Origin of the sequence: Flavobacterium sp. UBA7680, from assembly GCF_002482975.1 — a bacterium.
Classification (GTDB): Bacteria; Bacteroidota; Bacteroidia; order Flavobacteriales; family Flavobacteriaceae; genus Flavobacterium.
Window position 1 is genome coordinate 16,545 of the sequence record NZ_DLHA01000057.1, and the last position, 17,242, is coordinate 33,786.

The 17,242-nt window shown below is 32.6% G+C and carries 12 protein-coding genes; 1 reads left to right on the plus strand and 11 read right to left on the minus strand.

Translation table 11 applies throughout. The features are described 5' to 3' along the window. The first annotated feature begins 179 nt into the window (after nt 1–179). Entirely contained in the window at nt 180–1,982 is a 1,803-nt protein-coding gene (locus tag B3C18_RS23295) for a hypothetical protein (RefSeq protein WP_291152503.1), read from the plus strand. A 60-nt stretch (nt 1,983–2,042) separates the two neighbouring features. On the opposite strand, the gene B3C18_RS23300 is transcribed toward B3C18_RS23295, so the two are convergent. The 11 genes from B3C18_RS23300 to rsgA all read right to left on the minus strand — a co-directional run bounded on the left by B3C18_RS23300 (nt 2,043) and on the right by rsgA (nt 17,217). Further along, nucleotides 2,043–2,468: a YMGG-like glycine zipper-containing protein gene (locus B3C18_RS23300; RefSeq protein WP_291152504.1), complete on the minus strand. Its 426-nt coding sequence runs from the start codon at nt 2,466–2,468 to the stop codon at nt 2,043–2,045. Nucleotides 2,469–2,944: 476 nt separating this feature from the next. After that, nucleotides 2,945–4,222 carry a kynureninase gene (gene kynU / locus B3C18_RS23305; RefSeq protein ID WP_291152506.1) on the minus strand — a complete coding sequence of 426 codons (1,278 nt, stop codon included), beginning with the start codon at nt 4,220–4,222 and terminating at the stop codon, nt 2,945–2,947. 331 nt (nt 4,223–4,553) lie between these two features. Next, nucleotides 4,554–5,603 (minus strand): tRNA preQ1(34) S-adenosylmethionine ribosyltransferase-isomerase QueA, encoded by a 1,050-nt coding sequence (gene queA, locus B3C18_RS23310; protein WP_053472529.1) that lies wholly within the window; start codon nt 5,601–5,603, stop codon nt 4,554–4,556. Nucleotides 5,604–5,985: 382 nt separating this feature from the next. Beyond that, a complete protein-coding gene (gene aroA / locus B3C18_RS23315; RefSeq protein WP_291152509.1) occupies nt 5,986–7,215 on the minus strand; it encodes a 3-phosphoshikimate 1-carboxyvinyltransferase in 1,230 nt (409 codons plus the stop codon). Nucleotides 7,216–7,349: 134 nt separating this feature from the next. Beyond that, nucleotides 7,350–7,676: a nucleotide pyrophosphohydrolase gene (locus B3C18_RS23320; RefSeq protein WP_012022600.1), complete on the minus strand. Its 327-nt coding sequence runs from the start codon at nt 7,674–7,676 to the stop codon at nt 7,350–7,352. Between the two features lie 2 nt (nt 7,677–7,678). Next, nucleotides 7,679–9,670 (minus strand): DUF3857 domain-containing protein, encoded by a 1,992-nt coding sequence (locus B3C18_RS23325; protein ID WP_291152522.1) that lies wholly within the window; start codon nt 9,668–9,670, stop codon nt 7,679–7,681. Nucleotide 9,671: 1 nt separating this feature from the next. Beyond that, nucleotides 9,672–11,636 (minus strand): DUF3857 domain-containing protein, encoded by a 1,965-nt coding sequence (locus B3C18_RS23330; RefSeq protein WP_291152525.1) that lies wholly within the window; start codon nt 11,634–11,636, stop codon nt 9,672–9,674. A 1-nt stretch (nt 11,637) separates the two neighbouring features. Beyond that, a complete protein-coding gene (locus tag B3C18_RS23335) occupies nt 11,638–13,647 on the minus strand; it encodes a DUF3857 domain-containing protein (RefSeq protein ID WP_291152528.1) in 2,010 nt (669 codons plus the stop codon). 20 nt (nt 13,648–13,667) lie between these two features. After that, nucleotides 13,668–15,575: a DUF3857 domain-containing protein gene (locus tag B3C18_RS23340; RefSeq protein ID WP_291152531.1), complete on the minus strand. Its 1,908-nt coding sequence runs from the start codon at nt 15,573–15,575 to the stop codon at nt 13,668–13,670. A 64-nt stretch (nt 15,576–15,639) separates the two neighbouring features. After that, complete coding sequence (gene dtd / locus B3C18_RS23345) at nt 15,640–16,092, minus strand: D-aminoacyl-tRNA deacylase (RefSeq protein WP_291152534.1); 453 nt, start codon at nt 16,090–16,092, stop codon at nt 15,640–15,642. A 147-nt stretch (nt 16,093–16,239) separates the two neighbouring features. Further along, the gene (gene rsgA / locus B3C18_RS23350; protein WP_291152538.1) at nt 16,240–17,217 is read right to left on the minus strand and encodes a ribosome small subunit-dependent GTPase A; all 978 of its coding nucleotides are present in this window, start codon (nt 17,215–17,217) and stop codon (nt 16,240–16,242) included. Nucleotides 17,218–17,242 lie beyond the last annotated feature (25 nt).

Sequence of the window (17,242 nt, forward strand, 5' to 3'; positions counted from 1 at the left end):
ACACGAATTTTCACGAATTAATTTTAAAATCTTGCGAATAAAAATTCGTGTAATTCGTGTAATTCGTGTAATTCGTGTAATTCGTGTAATTCGTGGCAACCAACCCACAAACCTGACAATTATCAGCTTTTAAAAAAATCCTTTTTTCAATATTTGCCTTTATTTTAATCTGAAAACAAATGGCAAAAATACCTTTACACACTTTTCATATTCCGGTGATGGGTCTTGCATATACAATTGACAGCCCAATTCGCGTGGCGCAATATGGGATTTCATCTGTTATTGCTCTCGCTGATGATGATTTGATTGAGAAGATGCGTAACTTTTACAGCACAAAATTCAATATTCCGTACGAAGAAATCACACAAAAATTTCATGACTATCGTGCAGAGAGAATCACTTCTTACTTAAATTTAGTCGACAAAATCGTAAAAGAAAAATTCGGAAATTTCAAAACTGAATTGACAGAAAGCAAAACAGCTCTTGAAAATTTCATGTCGATGCTGCCTAATACTTCTGACATTAAAAAAGGATTTCAGAATTTATTGGACGATGGAATTGCTTTTAAAGAAAACATTCAGAATTATATCGAAACAAATCTTTTCCCCGGTGAAATCGACGTTAACATTATGACAAAACTGGACAAAGATAATTTCGTTAAAAACGAACAACTTCCCATTGAGTTTAATGACGCTCACGCAGCTTTAAGAGGTTTTGCAAACAGTAATTTAGAATCGTCTGTTGTGCTTTCTGCCGGAATGAATCCGAGATTGTTCGGTTACTTCGAAAATTTCAAAGATTTTTTCCCAAATGAAAATAACGGACTTAAAAAGAAAATTATCCTAAAAGTAAGTGATTTTAGATCGGCTATGATTCAGGGAAATTTCCTGGCTAAAAAAGGACTTTGGGTTTCTGAATACCGAATTGAATCCGGATTAAACTGCGGCGGTCACGCATTTGCAACTGACGGACTGTTATTAGGGACGATTTTAGAGGAATTCAAGCAGAAAAAAGAGCAATTGATACAATCGGCTCATGATTTAATGATTAAAGCTTTACAGCTAAAAAATCAAGCTTTTCCAGAAAACCCTTTAGACTTAAAAATTACCGTTCAGGGCGGAGTTGGAACCGCAGAAGAACATGAATTTTTATTAGAAGAATATCAGGTAGATTCTGTTGGTTGGGGATCTCCATTTTTATTAGTTCCCGAAGCAACTTCTGTAGATCAGGAAACTCGAAGTTTGTTGATGAATGCCAAAGAAGATGATTTTTATTTGAGTAATATTTCACCTTTGGGAGTTCCGTTTAATACTTTAAAAGGCACAACAAATGAATTTTTAAAACAAAAAAGAATTCACGAGAATAAAGCCGGAAGTTCCTGCCCAAAGAAATTTTTAGCATTAAGTAAAGAATACGATCCGCATGGAATTTGTACAGCATCTAAAAAATATCAGGATATTAAACTGGAAGAATTAGAAAGTATAAAAAATACTTTATCTGCCAATGCATTTGAAAAAAACAAAATCAAAATAACAGAAAAGTCATGTTTGTGTGTCGGTTTGGCAAATGCTTCTTATCTTGAAAATGATATTAAAGTAAAAGGTCAGGCACAAGGCGTCGTAATTTGTCCGGGGCCAAATCTGGCTTATTTTGATCAGGAAGTTTCTTTAAAAGAAATGGTACAGCACATTTATCAGGGAAAATCAGTTTTAAGAACAGATCGCCCGAATTTATTTGTGAAGGAATTAAAAATGTATGTGGATTATTTTAGAAATGAAATTGAAATGATTTCTGGAGAAGTAACCGCAATGCAGCTAAAAAAATGGAATTCTTTTAAAACGAATATTTTAGAAGGAATCGAATATTATCAGAATCTATTTTCTTCCACTTTTTATTTTAAAACCGAGGAAGAAAAAATCAAAAATCAATTCGATTTTTATAAATCAGAATTAAATGCGATCCAGATTCCGAAACCTGAATAGTATAAAACAAAACGCCGATTTAGAAAATCTAAATCGGCGTTTTTAATATATAGTTAAAATCTATTCTTTCTTCTTGTTCTTGCTGTCAATGACAGCACCAGTACCAGTTCCTAATGCAGCTCCGGCTAAACCACCGATAATGGCACCTTCACCTTTTTTCTTACTGACAATTGCTCCGGTTGCAGCACCTACTCCGGCACCAATTACAGCACCTTTAGCAGTGGCACTCCATCCTTTCTTTTTTGCAGGCGCGGCTGTCGCTGTTCCATCATTTTGATGTACAACAACAACTTTTTGAGATTCAACTTTCTGCTCTTCTTTTATCTTCGCCATTTCTGTCTTCATTGAATCGATAACACGCTGTTTGTTAATCTCAACTTTCATTGAATCAATACTGGCTTGTTTGGCTTTGTTTATATCTTCTTTGCTTTGATTTTGACAAGAAGTGATAAGTATTGCCGCTAATATTATATATAAGCCTTTCATGATTATAGTTTTTAAAATTATACACTACAAAATACGGAATATATACTGTACCGATTATTACATGATTTTTGAGAAACGTTATATGATTAGAAGATTTGGTGTTTTGCTCGCAGAGTTTTTATTCAAAGCTGAATGTTTTAATCTCGCAAAGTCGCAGAGTCGCAAAGTTTTTTTGCCACAGATTGAAAGGATTAAAAAGATTTCAATAAATGTGTTGGGAATTTTTCCCGCAGATTTTACAGATTAAGCGGATTAATCTTTCTAAGTTCAATAGCGTCCAGCTTCAGCTGGATGAAAAAATGATCAACAGAAAAAGGCTTTAGCCAAACTATGCGTTTGGCTAAAGCCTTTTCAAATTTCATCTTTAATACCTCCAGCTAAAGCTGGAGGCAATTGAAAAAAAAATCTTTTTAATCCTCTTAATCTGTGGCAAAAAAAACTTTGCGCCTCTGCGACTTTGCGAGATTAATGAACTCTTACTTCCCTAAAATTCCTTTTTTCAAAATTTGTCCGAAATCATACATGTCTTCATAAGAGCAATATAAAGGAACTGGTGCCAAACGAATTACATTTGGTTCACGCCAATCTGTAATTACTCCGTTTTTCATTAAATAATCGAATAAGCTTCTTCCTTCACCATGCAGAAAAACAGATAATTGCGAAGCTCTTTCGATTGGGTTTGAAGGTGTAATAATTTCAAAATTACCAGCAACTTCTTTATCAATTTCGTGTAGAATAAATTCTAAGTAAGATGTGATATGATCACGTTTTGCAATTAAAGCATCCATTCCAACCTCAGCAAACATTTCTACAGACGCTAAATACGGCGCTAAAGATAAAACCGGAAGATTACTAATCTGCCATCCGCCTGCTCCGTGAACGGGATCAAAGTTAGGTTCCATTTTAAAACGGCGTTCTTTGTTATGTCCCCACCAGCCTGCAAATCGCGGTAAATCCGGATCGTTATGATGTCTTTCGTGAACAAAAGCCCCAGAAGCATTTCCTGGTCCTGAATTCATATATTTATAACTGCACCAAGCAGCGAAATCTACATTCCAGTCGTGAAGTTCCAGTTTGATATTTCCAGCGGCGTGTGCTAAATCCCATCCTACTTTTGCTCCGGCTTTGTGTCCAGCAGCCGTAATCGTTTTAATGTCGAAAACTTGTCCGGTATAATAATTTACTCCGCCAATTAAAACTAAAGCCAGTTCATCACCAACTTCTTCAATTTTTGCTAAAACATCTTCCAGGCGAATATTGTGTTCTCCTTCTCGGCGTTTAATTTCTACAATGGCATCTTCTGGTTTGTATCCATGAAAATGAACCTGACTTTGAAACATATATTGATCAGAAGGAAATGCTTTTTCTTCGCAGATAATTTTATATCGTTTGCCTTTTGGCTGATAAAAAGAAACCATCAGTAAATGAAGGTTTACAGTCAAAGTATTCATAACCGTAACTTCTGATGGAAGTGCTCCAACAATTTTACTCAACGGTTCTGCAAATCTTTCCTGATAATCCCACCAAGGTTTCTCTGCATAAAAATGACCTTCAACAGCTAGTTCTGCCCAGTCGGTCATTATTTCGTCTATATAGGCTTTTGTACGTTTTGGCTGTAATCCTAGCGAGTTTCCGGTGAAATAGATAACTCGTTTGTCATTTACTTTAGGAAAAATGAATTCATCTTGATAATGATTTAGTGTGTCTTTCGAATCTAGCTCTCGTGCAAATTCGCGTGTATTTTGAAAAGTCATTGTTTTTGTTTTGTGTGCTAAAATAACAAATTTTGTTTGTTTTGTTTTGTTTCAGGTTTCAAGTTTCATGTTAATATGCTTTGTGTGGTTTAACCGCAAAGTTCGCAAGTTTTTTTGCTCAGTTTGTGTTTGCCAAATGTAAAAGAACGCAAAGCTTTGCGAACTTAGCGTTTGTAAACGTTAGCCTTGATAAAAAATCCTTGCGAACTTTGCGGTTAAACCACACAAAGCATATTAACATGAAACCTGAAACTTGAAACAAACTATCAAAAAATAAAAAACCCGACAGGTTTTAAAAACTTGTCGGGTTTCTTTATAAGATAAATTCTAATTAAAGAATTAACATTGCATCTCCGTAAGAATAGAATTTGTATCCTTCTTTAATTGCTTCGTCGTATGCTTTTTTCATTAAATCATGTCCACAGAAAGCAGAAATCATCATTAATAATGTTGATTTTGGTGTGTGAAAATTCGTAATCATACAGTTTGCAATACTGAAATCGTGAGGAGGGAAAATAAATTTATTTGTCCATCCTTCGTAAGGATTCAAAGTGTTTGCAGAAGAAACAGAACTTTCAATTGCACGCATAGAAGTTGTTCCTACTGCACAAATACGTTTTTTCTTTGCTTTTGCTTCGTTTACGATATCACAAGCTTGTTGATTGATAATCAATTCTTCTGAATCCATTTTGTGTTTAGATAAATCTTCAACCTCAACTGGATTGAAAGTTCCTAAACCAACGTGTAAAGTTACTTCAGCAAAATTTACTCCTTTGATTTCTAATTTTTTCAAAAGGTGTTTTGAAAAGTGTAAACCAGCAGTTGGTGCCGCTACAGCTCCTTCTTCTTTTGCGTAGATAGTTTGGTATCTTTCAGCATCTTCAGCAGTAACTTCTCTGTTGATGTATTTAGGAATTGGAGTTTCTCCAAGTTCTGTCAATTTGTTTCTGAATTCTTCATAAGAACCATCGTATAAGAAACGTAATGTTCTACCACGAGAAGTTGTATTATCGATTACCTCAGCAACTAACGAATCGTCGTCACCAAAATAAAGTTTATTACCGATACGGATTTTTCTAGCCGGATCTACTAAAACGTCCCAAAGACGCTGCTCTGAATTTAATTCTCTTAATAAGAAAACCTCAATTCTTGCTCCAGTTTTTTCTTTGTTTCCGTACAAACGTGCAGGGAAAACTTTTGTATTGTTAAGAATTAAAACGTCTCCGTCATCAAAATAGTTGATAACATCTTTAAACATTTTATGTTCTATAGTCTGTTTTTGACGGTCAATTACCATTAAACGAGATTCATCTCTATTTTCTGCCGGGAATTCAGCTAAAAGTTCTTTCGGTAAATTGAAATTGAAGTGTGATAATTTCATATTTGAAGTTAGATTTTAAAATATCAATCTTAGATTTTTTTATCTAAAATTTTAAATCGCCTGCAAATATACGATTGTGAGATAGGCGTTGTCAAGTGTTTTGACGTTTATTTTCAAAAGTCCTTGATTTAGTGAGGTTTTACGATGAGCTAAAACACATTATTTAAATTAATTTTAACGTTTTTGAACCATATAAGTTATATAAGTTCATATTAACTGGATTTTTACATACTGTTTAAACCCGACAGGTTTTAAAAATCTGTCGGGTTTGCTTTGTAATGCGCATAAAAAAAACCTCTGGTTGAAACCAGAGGCTATGTAATTAATCTTATTAAGCTCTTTATTTAAATGAACTTATATAACTTATATGGTTTAAAAAATTTTACAATTCTGAAACTTGGAAGTTTAAGGCTTTTAAGTCGTTCCAGAAATCTGGGTATGATTTTGAAACTACTTCGGCATCGTCGATAATAATTGGCACTTTTATCGCAAGCGGTGCAAACGCCATTGCCATACGGTGATCGTTGTATGTTGCTATATGAATATCGTGATTAATAGTTGAAGATGGTTTCAAAGTTAAGCTGTCATTTGTTACAGAAATATTAGCTCCCAATTTTGTAAGTTCAATTCGCAATGCCTCCAATCTGTCTGTTTCTTTAATTTTTAAAGTATGAAGACCTGTTAAATGACATCCAATTCCTAAACCTAAACAAGTTACTACGATTGTTTGTGCAATATCTGGTGTATTATTCAATTCAAAATTTACATCCTGATAATTAAATCCTGCTACTTTTTCCAAAGTCATTTTGTTATTTTGGAAAATCGTTTTTACACCCATTTTTTCATAAAGAGAAACTAATTCTGAATCTCCCTGAAGGCTGTTTTCTTTATAACTGCTTAAGGTTATTTTTGCAGCATCGGCCAAAGCCACAAGGCTAAAGAAATACGAAGCCGAACTCCAGTCAGATTCTACAACCATTTCTTTTGATTCAACAGATTCTTTAGGATAAACTTTAATTATATTTCCTTCAAAACTTGTTTTGATGTCCAAATCATTAAGCAAAGCCAAAGTCATTTTGATATAAGGAACTGAGGTAATTTCTCCTTCTAATGTCAGCTCTAAACCATTTTCTAGTTTTGAAGCGACTAATAAAAGTGCCGAAATATACTGACTGCTTACATTAGCCGCCAAAGTAACTTTTGATTCAGTAACTTTTTTTCCTTTAATTCGAATTGGCGGATAACCAACTTCTTTTTCGTACGAAATCTCAACTCCTAATTGTGCTAATGTTTCAACCAAAATTTTTATTGGACGTTCCTGCATTCTGCTTGAACCTGTCATAACTACTTCTCTGCCTTCGCTTACAGCAAAATAAGCAGTTAAGAAACGCATAGCAGTTCCGGCGTGGTGAATGTCTACAATTTTGTCATTACCAATTAATGCTTTCTGCATTACTTCACTGTCATCAGAGTTTGAAGTATTGGCTAAAGTAATATTTGGAAATAAGGCTTTTAGTAATAATAAGCGGTTTGTTTCGCTTTTAGAACCTGTGATATTTAGTTGCGAATCATCAATTGTGAATTGCGGAGTCGTGCTTAATTTTAAATTCATTTTTTTAATTGTAAGTTGTGAACTATGAATTATGAATGATTAGAAACATAATTCAGCCCCGCAATTTACCACTCCCCATTCATAATTCAAAATTCAAAACTCATAATTCAAAACTTATGAGTGATATTTCACAATTATTTCAATTTATCATTGTTTTTGTGACGATCTTTATCTCTAACCGATTTTAAGTCCATTTTTTTATCAAAAGCAGCTTGCAAATCGATTCCGGTTTGATTGGCTAAACATAAAACTACAAAAACAACATCGGCTAATTCTTCTCCTAAATCTTTGTTTTTATCACTTTCTTTCTCTGATTGTTCTCCGTAACGACGAGCAATAATTCTGGCAACTTCTCCAACTTCTTCTGTAAGCTGTGCCATATTGGTTAATTCGTTAAAGTAACGAACTCCGTGTTCTTTTATCCAGGTATCTACGTCTAATTGTGCATTTTTCAAATCCATGATTATATTTTTTTAAGGACTATTTTTTCATTTTGACTCGCAATAACTTTTTGAAACATATTTTTCAGTCCGGCATATTGTTCTGCTGCAAAAATACTGCTGTTAATTTCTTTTGAACAGGTTATTTGAATTTTATTTCCTTCGGCAGAAAAATTTAGCAAATAGATTATATTTTTATCTTCTGTCGCAATTCTAATAGGTTGTGGCAGAGACTCTACTTGAAAGCCTTCTGGAATTTCAATATTGACATTATATTTTTGTTGATTTTTATATCCAAAATAAACCGGCATAACTCTTTGTTCCTGATTAAATGGGTTTTTGGTTCTGGTAAAAAATAATAATGGACTTACGAAAATTTTACCTCCTATTATATCTGACTGACTGCCTGATGTAAAAGAAAACGTTTCCAAAATTGGATCTTTTATATTAGATTTTTGATTCTCGATTTTATAATTTGAAATACTTAAATTTCCTAATTCTGCTTCAAATTTTTCAAGATAATTATCCTGGGTTTTAGCTGCGTTTTCTACTCTAAAATGATAGGCATCATAATCTGTTCGAAGAATTCTGACCTGCCCGCTCATTTTTCCATCCTGAGCAATTTTTGCCATCAAATTAAAACTTTCTTTGGAAGGATTTGAAGGTTCTAAATCGATCTCTAATGAAGTTCCATCATTTTTTATAAGTCTTCCTTTCCAGTTCAAAACATTCAAAGGCAAAATATTTGGAGAAGTATATTTGTGTGTCGCGTCAAGTAGAAATTGTTTTCCGTCAATTTCTGCAGCAGCAATAACATAATTAAATCCGGTTCTGGTAGGATAAACAGGCTGTCCGTTTTCGATTGTACTTACTAAAACTGGCGCTGCTTCTATTCCTGCAAGTCTAAGCATATTGATCAAAATGAAATTAATTTCGGCTACATTCCCTGTTTGATCTGTATATGCTTTTTTAATTCCTTTATCTGTATAATAACCATAATTTTCATTCCAGTTCATTTTGTTCTGAACGTATGTAAAAACCAGATTAAGTCTTTCGTTTTGAGATTCTACATTTCCAATTAAGCGTTTTACATCTTCGACTAAAAAACTCATTTCATTAAGTTCTTTTCCAAAGCTGTCGTCTTTAAAAATTGTTTTTGCCACACCTTCCCAAGTCATCGTATAATCTTTTACGGGTTGTTCCGGCATTCTTACTCTTTCCAGCTCGTGCTTAATTGTTCCTTTGTAATTTTCAATGTTATTTACATACGGTTCCTCATACAAAGCCGGGACATTTTTTCCTGAATAATAGGCTTCAATTTGTCGATATGAAAATGAATTGGTTTGATTGTGTTCGTTTTCGAATGTTTGGCTTCCTGTAGAGAATTTAGAATCGTTTTCCAGCGAAATTCCTCCTACTAAAATTGGTTTGTAAATGTAGAATTCAGGTATTTCTGTTTTATAATAAAAGTAGTTAACCGGAATATCGTATTGAATATCAAAGTCTGGGAATTTTACAATATTCTCAGACTTCAAAATATATTTATATTCGATAATGGAACCCACTTTTACATTGGGCAGTGTAATGGCTTTTTCTTTCCAGTAATTATTGATTTTTTTCTTAAATGCTCCTTGATTTTCAAGTTTGGTTTTTACTATGGCACCATTCTCGAGGTTATATGTGATTGCATCCGAAAACTCTAAGCGGTCTTCATTTAGGTTTTCATATCCTATATAAAATCGGACTTTTTGATCTGCCCATTTCAATCCTTCTTTTTTGTAAATTTTAATTTTGACTTCGCAGACATGGTTAGCCGTAAAACCTGCATCTTTATTATAACTAAAATACGTTCTCCCTTTTTTAAACAATATGGCTGCAGAGGCGCTGCTGTCTATTGGATGCACTTTTTCCTGAAGTTCGGCAACTGTTACTTTTCCCAATTGATAATTTTGAGATTGTACTTTTGCGATAAAAACAAAGAAAATTATAGCAATTAAAAATTTTGACAGCTTCATATTATATTCTTTTTAATACTATTTTTTCGTTTTGATTGGCTAACATTTTCTGATAAAGATTTTTCAATCCTTCATATTGATCTGCTTCAAAAACGCTATTCTTGATAATTTTTGAGCAGCTAATTTGTATTCTGTCTTCGACATTTACAATATCTAAAACAAAAACGATCTCTTTATTTTCTGATGAAATCTGAATAGGTTTGGGCATTGATTCTATTTTATAGCCCACAGGAATTTCTAAGTTTATAATAATTTTCTCCTCTGAAGGATAACCAAAATAAATGGGCAATACTCTCTTTTCCTGATTAAATGGATTTTTAGTTTTGGTTAAAAACAATAAAGGATTTAAAAATATCTTATCATTGATAATCTCCGATTGATTTTCTGCCGTGAAAGAAAAACTTTCTAAAACGGGTTCTGCAAGATTTGTTTTTTTATTTTCTATTTTATAATCTGATATCTGCAGGTTTCCTAATTCTTCTTCTAACTTTTCAAGATAAGTTTCTTCATTTTTATTGTCATTTTCTACCCTAAAAACATATGCTTCATAATTCGTTCTCTGAATTCTGGTTTTACCACTCATTTTTCCTAAACCATCCATTTTTACCAGAACGTTGGTATATTCTTTAGATAAGTTTAGCGGTATTAAATCAATTTCCTGTGAAGTGCCGTCTTTTTTGATCAGTCTTCCTTTCCAGTTTAATAGATTCAGTGGTAATATATCTGGTGAAGTGAGTTTGTGAGACGCATCTAAAAGAATTTGCTTTCCATCAATTTCAGCAGCAGCAATAACATAGTTAAAACCTGTTTTTGTGGGATAAACAGGTATGCCGTTTTCAATCGTGCTTACCAAAACCGGATTTGCTTCTATCCCTGCTACTTTTAGCATATTTATCAATATAAAATTGATTTCGGCAACATTCCCAATCTGGTCTTTATAGGCTTGTATAATACCTTTATCTGTGTGGTAACCTTTTTCTCCATTCCAGTTCATTTTATTTTGGAGAAATTTAAAAATGATATCTAATTTTTCTTTTTCAGATTCAACGTTTACAACTAAACGTTCTACATCTTCGGCCAGAAATTCTTTTTCTTTTAATTCTTTTCCAAAACTTTCACTTTTGTAAATGATATTCACCACGTCCTGCCAAGGATCTGCAGACTCTACAAAGGGCACATTTTGAAGTTTTTTCCCTTGTAATTCGTTATGTATGGAGCTGAGATAATTATCTATATTGTCGATATAATTTTCTTCAAAGAGTGCCGGAATAGTATCGGCTTTATAAGTATTATTGATTACTTTAAAAATCATCCCATATATTTCTTTACTTTCTGTGAGATGAGATTCATTTTCTATTTTATTAAATCCTATTAACAATGTTTTGTAAATATAAAACTCCGGGATTTCTGTTTTATATTCGGCATAATTAACTGGTATATTAAACTGAAAATCAAAATCCGGAAGCCGAACTAACATTTCTGTTTTTAAAATGTATTTAAACTCTATTATTGAGCCTTCTTTTACATTAGGAAAAGTAATGGACGCTTCGTTCCAGTATTTATTTTTTTTTGCCTTAAAACTTCCTTCGCTTTTTAATGGTGTTTTTGCAATTACGCCGTTTTCAAGATTGTATGTTACTGCATCTAAAAATTTAACTGTATCATCATTCAAACCATCATAACCCACATAATACGGAACTTTTTGATTTGCCCAGCTTAAACCATTCTTTTTATAAATTTTGATTTTTATTTCGTAAACATTATTCGAAATAAAACCTGCTGACGGGGTATGAGTAAAAAAAGTCCTTCCTTTTTTAAATAAAATAGCAGCGGATGCGCTGCTATCTTTGGGATGTACTTTTTCTTCAAGTTCAGCAATAGTTACTTTTCCTAACTCGTAGTTTTGAGATTGTACTTTTACAATAAAAAGGAAAAATAAAATAAATACTGAACTTGAAAATTTCATATTAGATTCTTTTTAAAACTATTTTTTCAGTCTCTTTTGCTACCATTGCTTTGTAGTATTCTTTTAGCATTTCGTATTTTTCAGCAGATACAATTGCTTCGTTGATTTGATGTATAACCGATAATTGTAAAAAATTACCATTAGCAGCTATATTAAATTTAAAAGCACCAAGGTTATCTTCCATAGTTATAGCAGCCGGAGCAGGTAAAGTTTCAACTGCAAAACCATCAGGAATTTGAATTGTGATATTGTATTTGTCAGCAAATGGATAACTAAAATCTACAGGATATTCTCTAACTTCTTGTGTAAATTTGTTCTTATCTTCTGTAAAAAAGAGCATCGGGTTCACATAAATCTTATCTGCAATAATTTCACATAAATTTCCTCCTGCAAAAGAATATGTTTCAATTAAAGGTAATAAAACGTCTTTTTCATTTGTTTTAGAATACTCGCTGATTTCAATTTTATTATTTAGATTTTCAAGTTTTTCAAGATATTCTTCTTCCTTGAAACTACTAATATTATCTCTAGCAATCATTGCATTATAATCTGTATATTGTCTTCTGGTTTTTCCTGTAATTTTTCCTTCTGCATCAATTGCATAATTCATAAATACGTTATCGCCTGAGACTTTTTGCGGCATTAAATCAATCTGCTCAGAACTTCCGTCTTTTCTAATCAAACGACCATTCCAGTTTAATGTTCTTAATGGAAGGATATTAGGAGTTGAAAATTTATCTGTAGCGTCAAGTAAAACACTTCCATTTGGAGTTTCTACTGCCGCAATAACATAATTAAACGCAGTTCTGTTAGGAAATAATGGAATTCCATTGTCACGTGTACTTACTAAAACTGGGTTTGCTGTTAGCTCCGCATAACGTAACATTGCAGTAAGCATCAGATTTATATCTGCAATGTTTCCCGTTTTTTCTTTGTATGCCTTTTTAACACCATTATCACAGCTATATCCATAATAATCGTTCCATTTTACATTAGATTTCACATGATTAAAAATAGCCCATATTTTTTCTTCAGGCGTTTTTAAACCTGTAAGCAATTTTTTCAAATCATCTTCAAAATAGCCTGTTTTATTTAATTCTGGGCCAAAATCTTCATAGTCATAAATTGTTTTCGCAACAGAATTCCAATCTGATGAAAATGATTTAATTGGACTATGCGGATATTTTGTCATTGATAATTCCTGGCTCAAACTGACAGTGTAATTATCAATATTATTAATAAAGTTTTCATCTTTTAATGCCGGTAGATTTTCTGCAATATATGTTGTTCTTGTTTCTAAAAAGTCTAATTTCTCTTGTGATGTACTTGCACTAACAACTCCGTTTTTACCTTCTCTATAGGTGTAAGAAATAGATCTATTTATTTTCTCCTCACTTATTTTTGGACTGATAAATCCTTTAAAACTATTATTATAAACAAAATATTCAGGAACATTCATTCTAAATTCTGAATAATTCACAGGGATCTGATTCTGAAAATACCAATCCCGTGGACTTCCAATACTACAGTTTTTTATTATATAACGAAATTCAACAATAGAACCTTCCTTAACATTTGGCATTGTAAATACTTTTTGAGACCAATATTTATTAATTACTTTTTCAAATTCACCCTCACTTTTTAATTTTGTTTTCTCGACCTTTCCATTAATCAAGTTATATGTTACAGCATCATTCACAAAAACTTTCTCTTTTGTGCCGTTGCCCGCTGTATAATATCTTACTTTTTTTGTTGCCCAGTCATATCCTTCTTTTTTATAAATTTTAATTTTAACGGATACTTCTAACTGTGTTGTAAAACCATGATCTTCATCATAATCAAAAGTATTTTCGCCTTTTTCAAAGAGTATTGCTGCGACTGCTGATGTATCTTTTGGATGTTGTTTTTGTTTTAGTTCTTCTATAGAAACTTTTCCTAATTTAAATTCCTGCGCATTTATTTTTGAAATAAACAACAATAGAATTGCCAGGCTAAAAATCTTGATTTTCATTATTTTATTTTTGATTTTGGTTAGTTTTTATTTAATATAATTTTTGCATTGTCATTTCTTGACACCTGCTCTATAAAAAGACGATATTCATCATATTCTTTGTTTGAATATTTCCCTTTATTGACAAACATGGAGCGTTTGTAAATCAGTTTATTGTTGTCTTTTTTGATAATTTCGGTTTTGTATTCTCCAAATTTCCCTTTTAATTCAAAGTTTGAAGGCAGAAATTCTATTGAAAATCCAGCTGGAAGATTGATCTCGATTTCATCTGTGTCTAAATATCCGCGCTGAATTTGAAATGGATTTTTACGGTTTCTGATTCGTTTTATACTTCCTGTATATTGATTAAAAGCATCAACCACAAACATCATTTTAGTTCCCGAAAGTGTTCCGTAATTTGATGCGTTAATCTGAGCATCTTCAGTAAAACGAACATTTTCCTTATCGTTTGTAAAAGTTATTTTGCCTAATTTCAAATTATTGATATTATCCCAATACTCTTTGTAATGTTCTTCTTTTTCATTTGGCTGCATGGTTTCAACTCTTGACTTTGAAGCGTATTGACTTCCTTGAGATGCAATTTTTAAAACACCCGAAAAATTTCCGTTTTCATCGATTGTATAAGTTCCTTTTCCTTCCTGCGTATTTCCTTTATCATCGTAAATTTTAGTACGAACAATTTCTCCTCCTTCAGGTTTTACTACTAAAACATCACGATCATCTGTAAAAATCCCTTGATATCCAAAAGGATCATCCTGACTTGTACATTCTAACCAGATATAATTATTTCCATTTGGAACGGCAAGAATCATATGATTGCCCTGCATCGAAACGAAATCTGACTGAATATCTAATTTATAACGATCTCCGTATAAAATAGTATTATAAGATGGTACGTCTACAACCTCCAGAAGTGCTTTTGTATAATTTGATAATGCTTTACAATCTCCATATCCTAAACGATCGACATCGCTAGCAAACATGGGTTTCCATCCTCCGATACCAACTGCAATATTTACGTATCTTGATTTTTTTTGAACATAATCGTAAATAATTTTTGCTTTCTTAACAGGATCTTTTTCGTCTCCAACAAGTGCTTTTATTTTTACTTTAGTTTCATCTGGTAAAACAGTAGTTCCGTTTAAGATTTTCTCTCCGTACCATTTTCCAAATGCTTCCCATGTAGTAGCTTTTCCGTCAACTCCTTCTAAGTGAAAATTTTCTAATCCCATCATGACTTTAGGAAAAAGTTCCCCGTAAGACGGACTCAAATCTTCTTGTTTCTGAGCCACAATATTTGTTGCTATGTAACTTAAATTCGTATCTGTATCTGTCGTTTTTTTAATATTGAAACCATCAAATCTGAACTCTTTCTTTTTAAATCCCAATTCTTTAGGAAAAGTAACATTCAAAACACATTTCTCTACGCTTAGATTATAAGCGCTCAGGAAATACCATTGTGGTATAAAAGCTGTATTTGAAGTTTCTGTTTCACAAGTATAAACAACTGTAAAAGGATATGAGATGGGAGTATAATCTAAATAAAGTACCCTATTATCTGAAAACAGCGTACTGCCGCTAACTGCACTCTGATCTCTAAAATCTTTTTTCCTGATCTTTTTTATTTCATTTCCTAATGCATCATAAACTATAGCTTCTATATTTTTTATTGAAGTAGTTTTATCATAATGCGCATAAGCATCAATATCATTTAAACCTTTTTCATTTAAGACAGAAACCACTCTTTGGGTTTTAATATTCATGCTTCTTTGTGAAGCAATAACAATATCCATCTGATCTAATCGAACAACGGCATTAGCACTTTGTTTAAGACTATCAGCAATAAATAGGGTAGAATAATTAGTCTTCTGAGCAGAAGAAATAAGGGAAAATAAGATAAAAAAAAGCCTAAAACAGGTAGATTTCATTAGTCAGTAATTTCGTCAAATATATATTATTTTTAGAAATTCTTAACATTTGTTGAGTTTATTTTTACTCTCTGTTTTTGCTATCGATTAGGATCGTTACAGGGCCGTCATTTAATAAACTGACTTTCATATCAGCGCCAAAAATTCCGGTTTGTACTTTCTTGTCAAACTCTTTTTCTAAAGCTTTTACAAAGTTCTCGTACATAGGAATTGCAAATTCAGGTTTGGAAGCTTTTATGTAAGATGGACGGTTTCCTTTTTTTGTAGAAGCATGAAGTGTAAATTGGCTGACAACAATAATTTCACCGTCGATATCCTGAACCGAGCAGTTCATCACATCATTTTCGTCACCAAAAATTCTCATTTTTATAATTTTTCCAGCAAGCCAGTCAATGTCTTCCTGAGTATCGGCATCCTCAATTCCAACTAATACTAATAATCCTTTTTTAATGTCTGCTGTTTTTTGGCCATCAACGGTTACTGATGCCTCGGAAACTCTTTGTACGACTACTTTCATTATTACAAAAGGTGGTTTTATGCCACAGATAAAAGGATTAAACAGATTTTAAATTCTAGCGTTAGATGCACTGCTGTGCATCTCTACATTTGAATATTGTCATGATTTTTTGTTTGGAATTTGGAATTTGAAAAAATTGGAATTTAATTATTTTCTCGTTTCGTCACTCGCTGCACGATCATCACCATAAATATCAGTGCGGTAATGTTCTTCATCGCCTTCTAATATTTTAAGATAACTATTGTAACGTGACCATGCAATTTCGTCTTTTTCTAAAGCTGCTTTTATAGCGCAATGCGGTTCTTCTTTATGGAGACAATTATTAAACTTGCACTGATCTTTTAGTTTGAAGAATTCCGGAAAATAACCGCTGATTTCTGATGGTTCCATATCGACGATTCCGAAACCTTTAATTCCAGGTGTATCGATGATTCTTGCATCAAAAGATAAATCATACATTTCGGCAAAAGTTGTTGTATGCTGTCCTTGTTTACTTTGTTCTGAAATTACAGTTGTTTTTAAATGCAGACTTGGTTCCATAGCATTTACCAAAGTCGATTTTCCAACTCCAGAATGTCCGGAAAACATACTTACTTTTCCAACCATCATTTCTTTAAGTTGGTCAACTCCTTTATTTTCTGTTGATGAAATTCTAAGGCATTTATATCCAATTTCGGTATAAATGTGCTGTAAGTAAAGCTGATCGTCTAAAGTTTGTTCGTTTAGCGTATCGATTTTATTGAAAATTAAAACCGCTTCAATTCCGTATGCTTCTGCAGTAACTAGAAAACGATCAATAAAACTTGTTGTAGTTGGTGGATTATCAATAGTAATCAGTAAAAAAACCTGATCAATATTTGATGCAATAATATGAATCTGTTTAGATAAGTTAACCGATTTACGAACGATGTAATTTTTTCTTTCGTGAATTTTATGAATCGTTCCTGTTAAGGCATCCGAAGTTTCTTCTAATTCATAATCGACAATATCGCCTACAGCAATTGGGTTGGTACTTTTAATACCTTTCATTCTGAATTTCCCTTTCATACGGCACTCAATAAAATCACCTTTTTCAGATTTTACGGTGTACCAGCTTCCTGTAGATTTATATACGATTCCTGTCATTCAAATTTTAGATTTCTGATTTTAG

Coding starts and splice junctions, on each gene's coding strand:
- rsgA (WP_291152538.1), bottom strand. CDS start 17,217: ATGACAGGAATCGTATATAAATCTACAGGAAGCTGGTACACCGTAAAA.
- queA (WP_053472529.1), bottom strand. CDS start 5,603: ATGAAATTATCACACTTCAATTTCAATTTACCGAAAGAACTTTTAGCT.
- kynU (WP_291152506.1), bottom strand. CDS start 4,222: ATGACTTTTCAAAATACACGCGAATTTGCACGAGAGCTAGATTCGAAA.
- B3C18_RS23330 (WP_291152525.1), bottom strand. CDS start 11,636: ATGAAATTTTCAAGTTCAGTATTTATTTTATTTTTCCTTTTTATTGTA.
- B3C18_RS23335 (WP_291152528.1), bottom strand. CDS start 13,647: ATGAAAATCAAGATTTTTAGCCTGGCAATTCTATTGTTGTTTATTTCA.
- B3C18_RS23300 (WP_291152504.1), bottom strand. CDS start 2,468: ATGAAAGGCTTATATATAATATTAGCGGCAATACTTATCACTTCTTGT.
- B3C18_RS23320 (WP_012022600.1), bottom strand. CDS start 7,676: ATGGATTTGAAAAATGCACAATTAGACGTAGATACCTGGATAAAAGAA.
- B3C18_RS23295 (WP_291152503.1), top strand. CDS start 180: ATGGCAAAAATACCTTTACACACTTTTCATATTCCGGTGATGGGTCTT.
- dtd (WP_291152534.1), bottom strand. CDS start 16,092: ATGAAAGTAGTCGTACAAAGAGTTTCCGAGGCATCAGTAACCGTTGAT.
- B3C18_RS23325 (WP_291152522.1), bottom strand. CDS start 9,670: ATGAAGCTGTCAAAATTTTTAATTGCTATAATTTTCTTTGTTTTTATC.
- aroA (WP_291152509.1), bottom strand. CDS start 7,215: ATGAATTTAAAATTAAGCACGACTCCGCAATTCACAATTGATGATTCG.
- B3C18_RS23340 (WP_291152531.1), bottom strand. CDS start 15,575: ATGAAATCTACCTGTTTTAGGCTTTTTTTTATCTTATTTTCCCTTATT.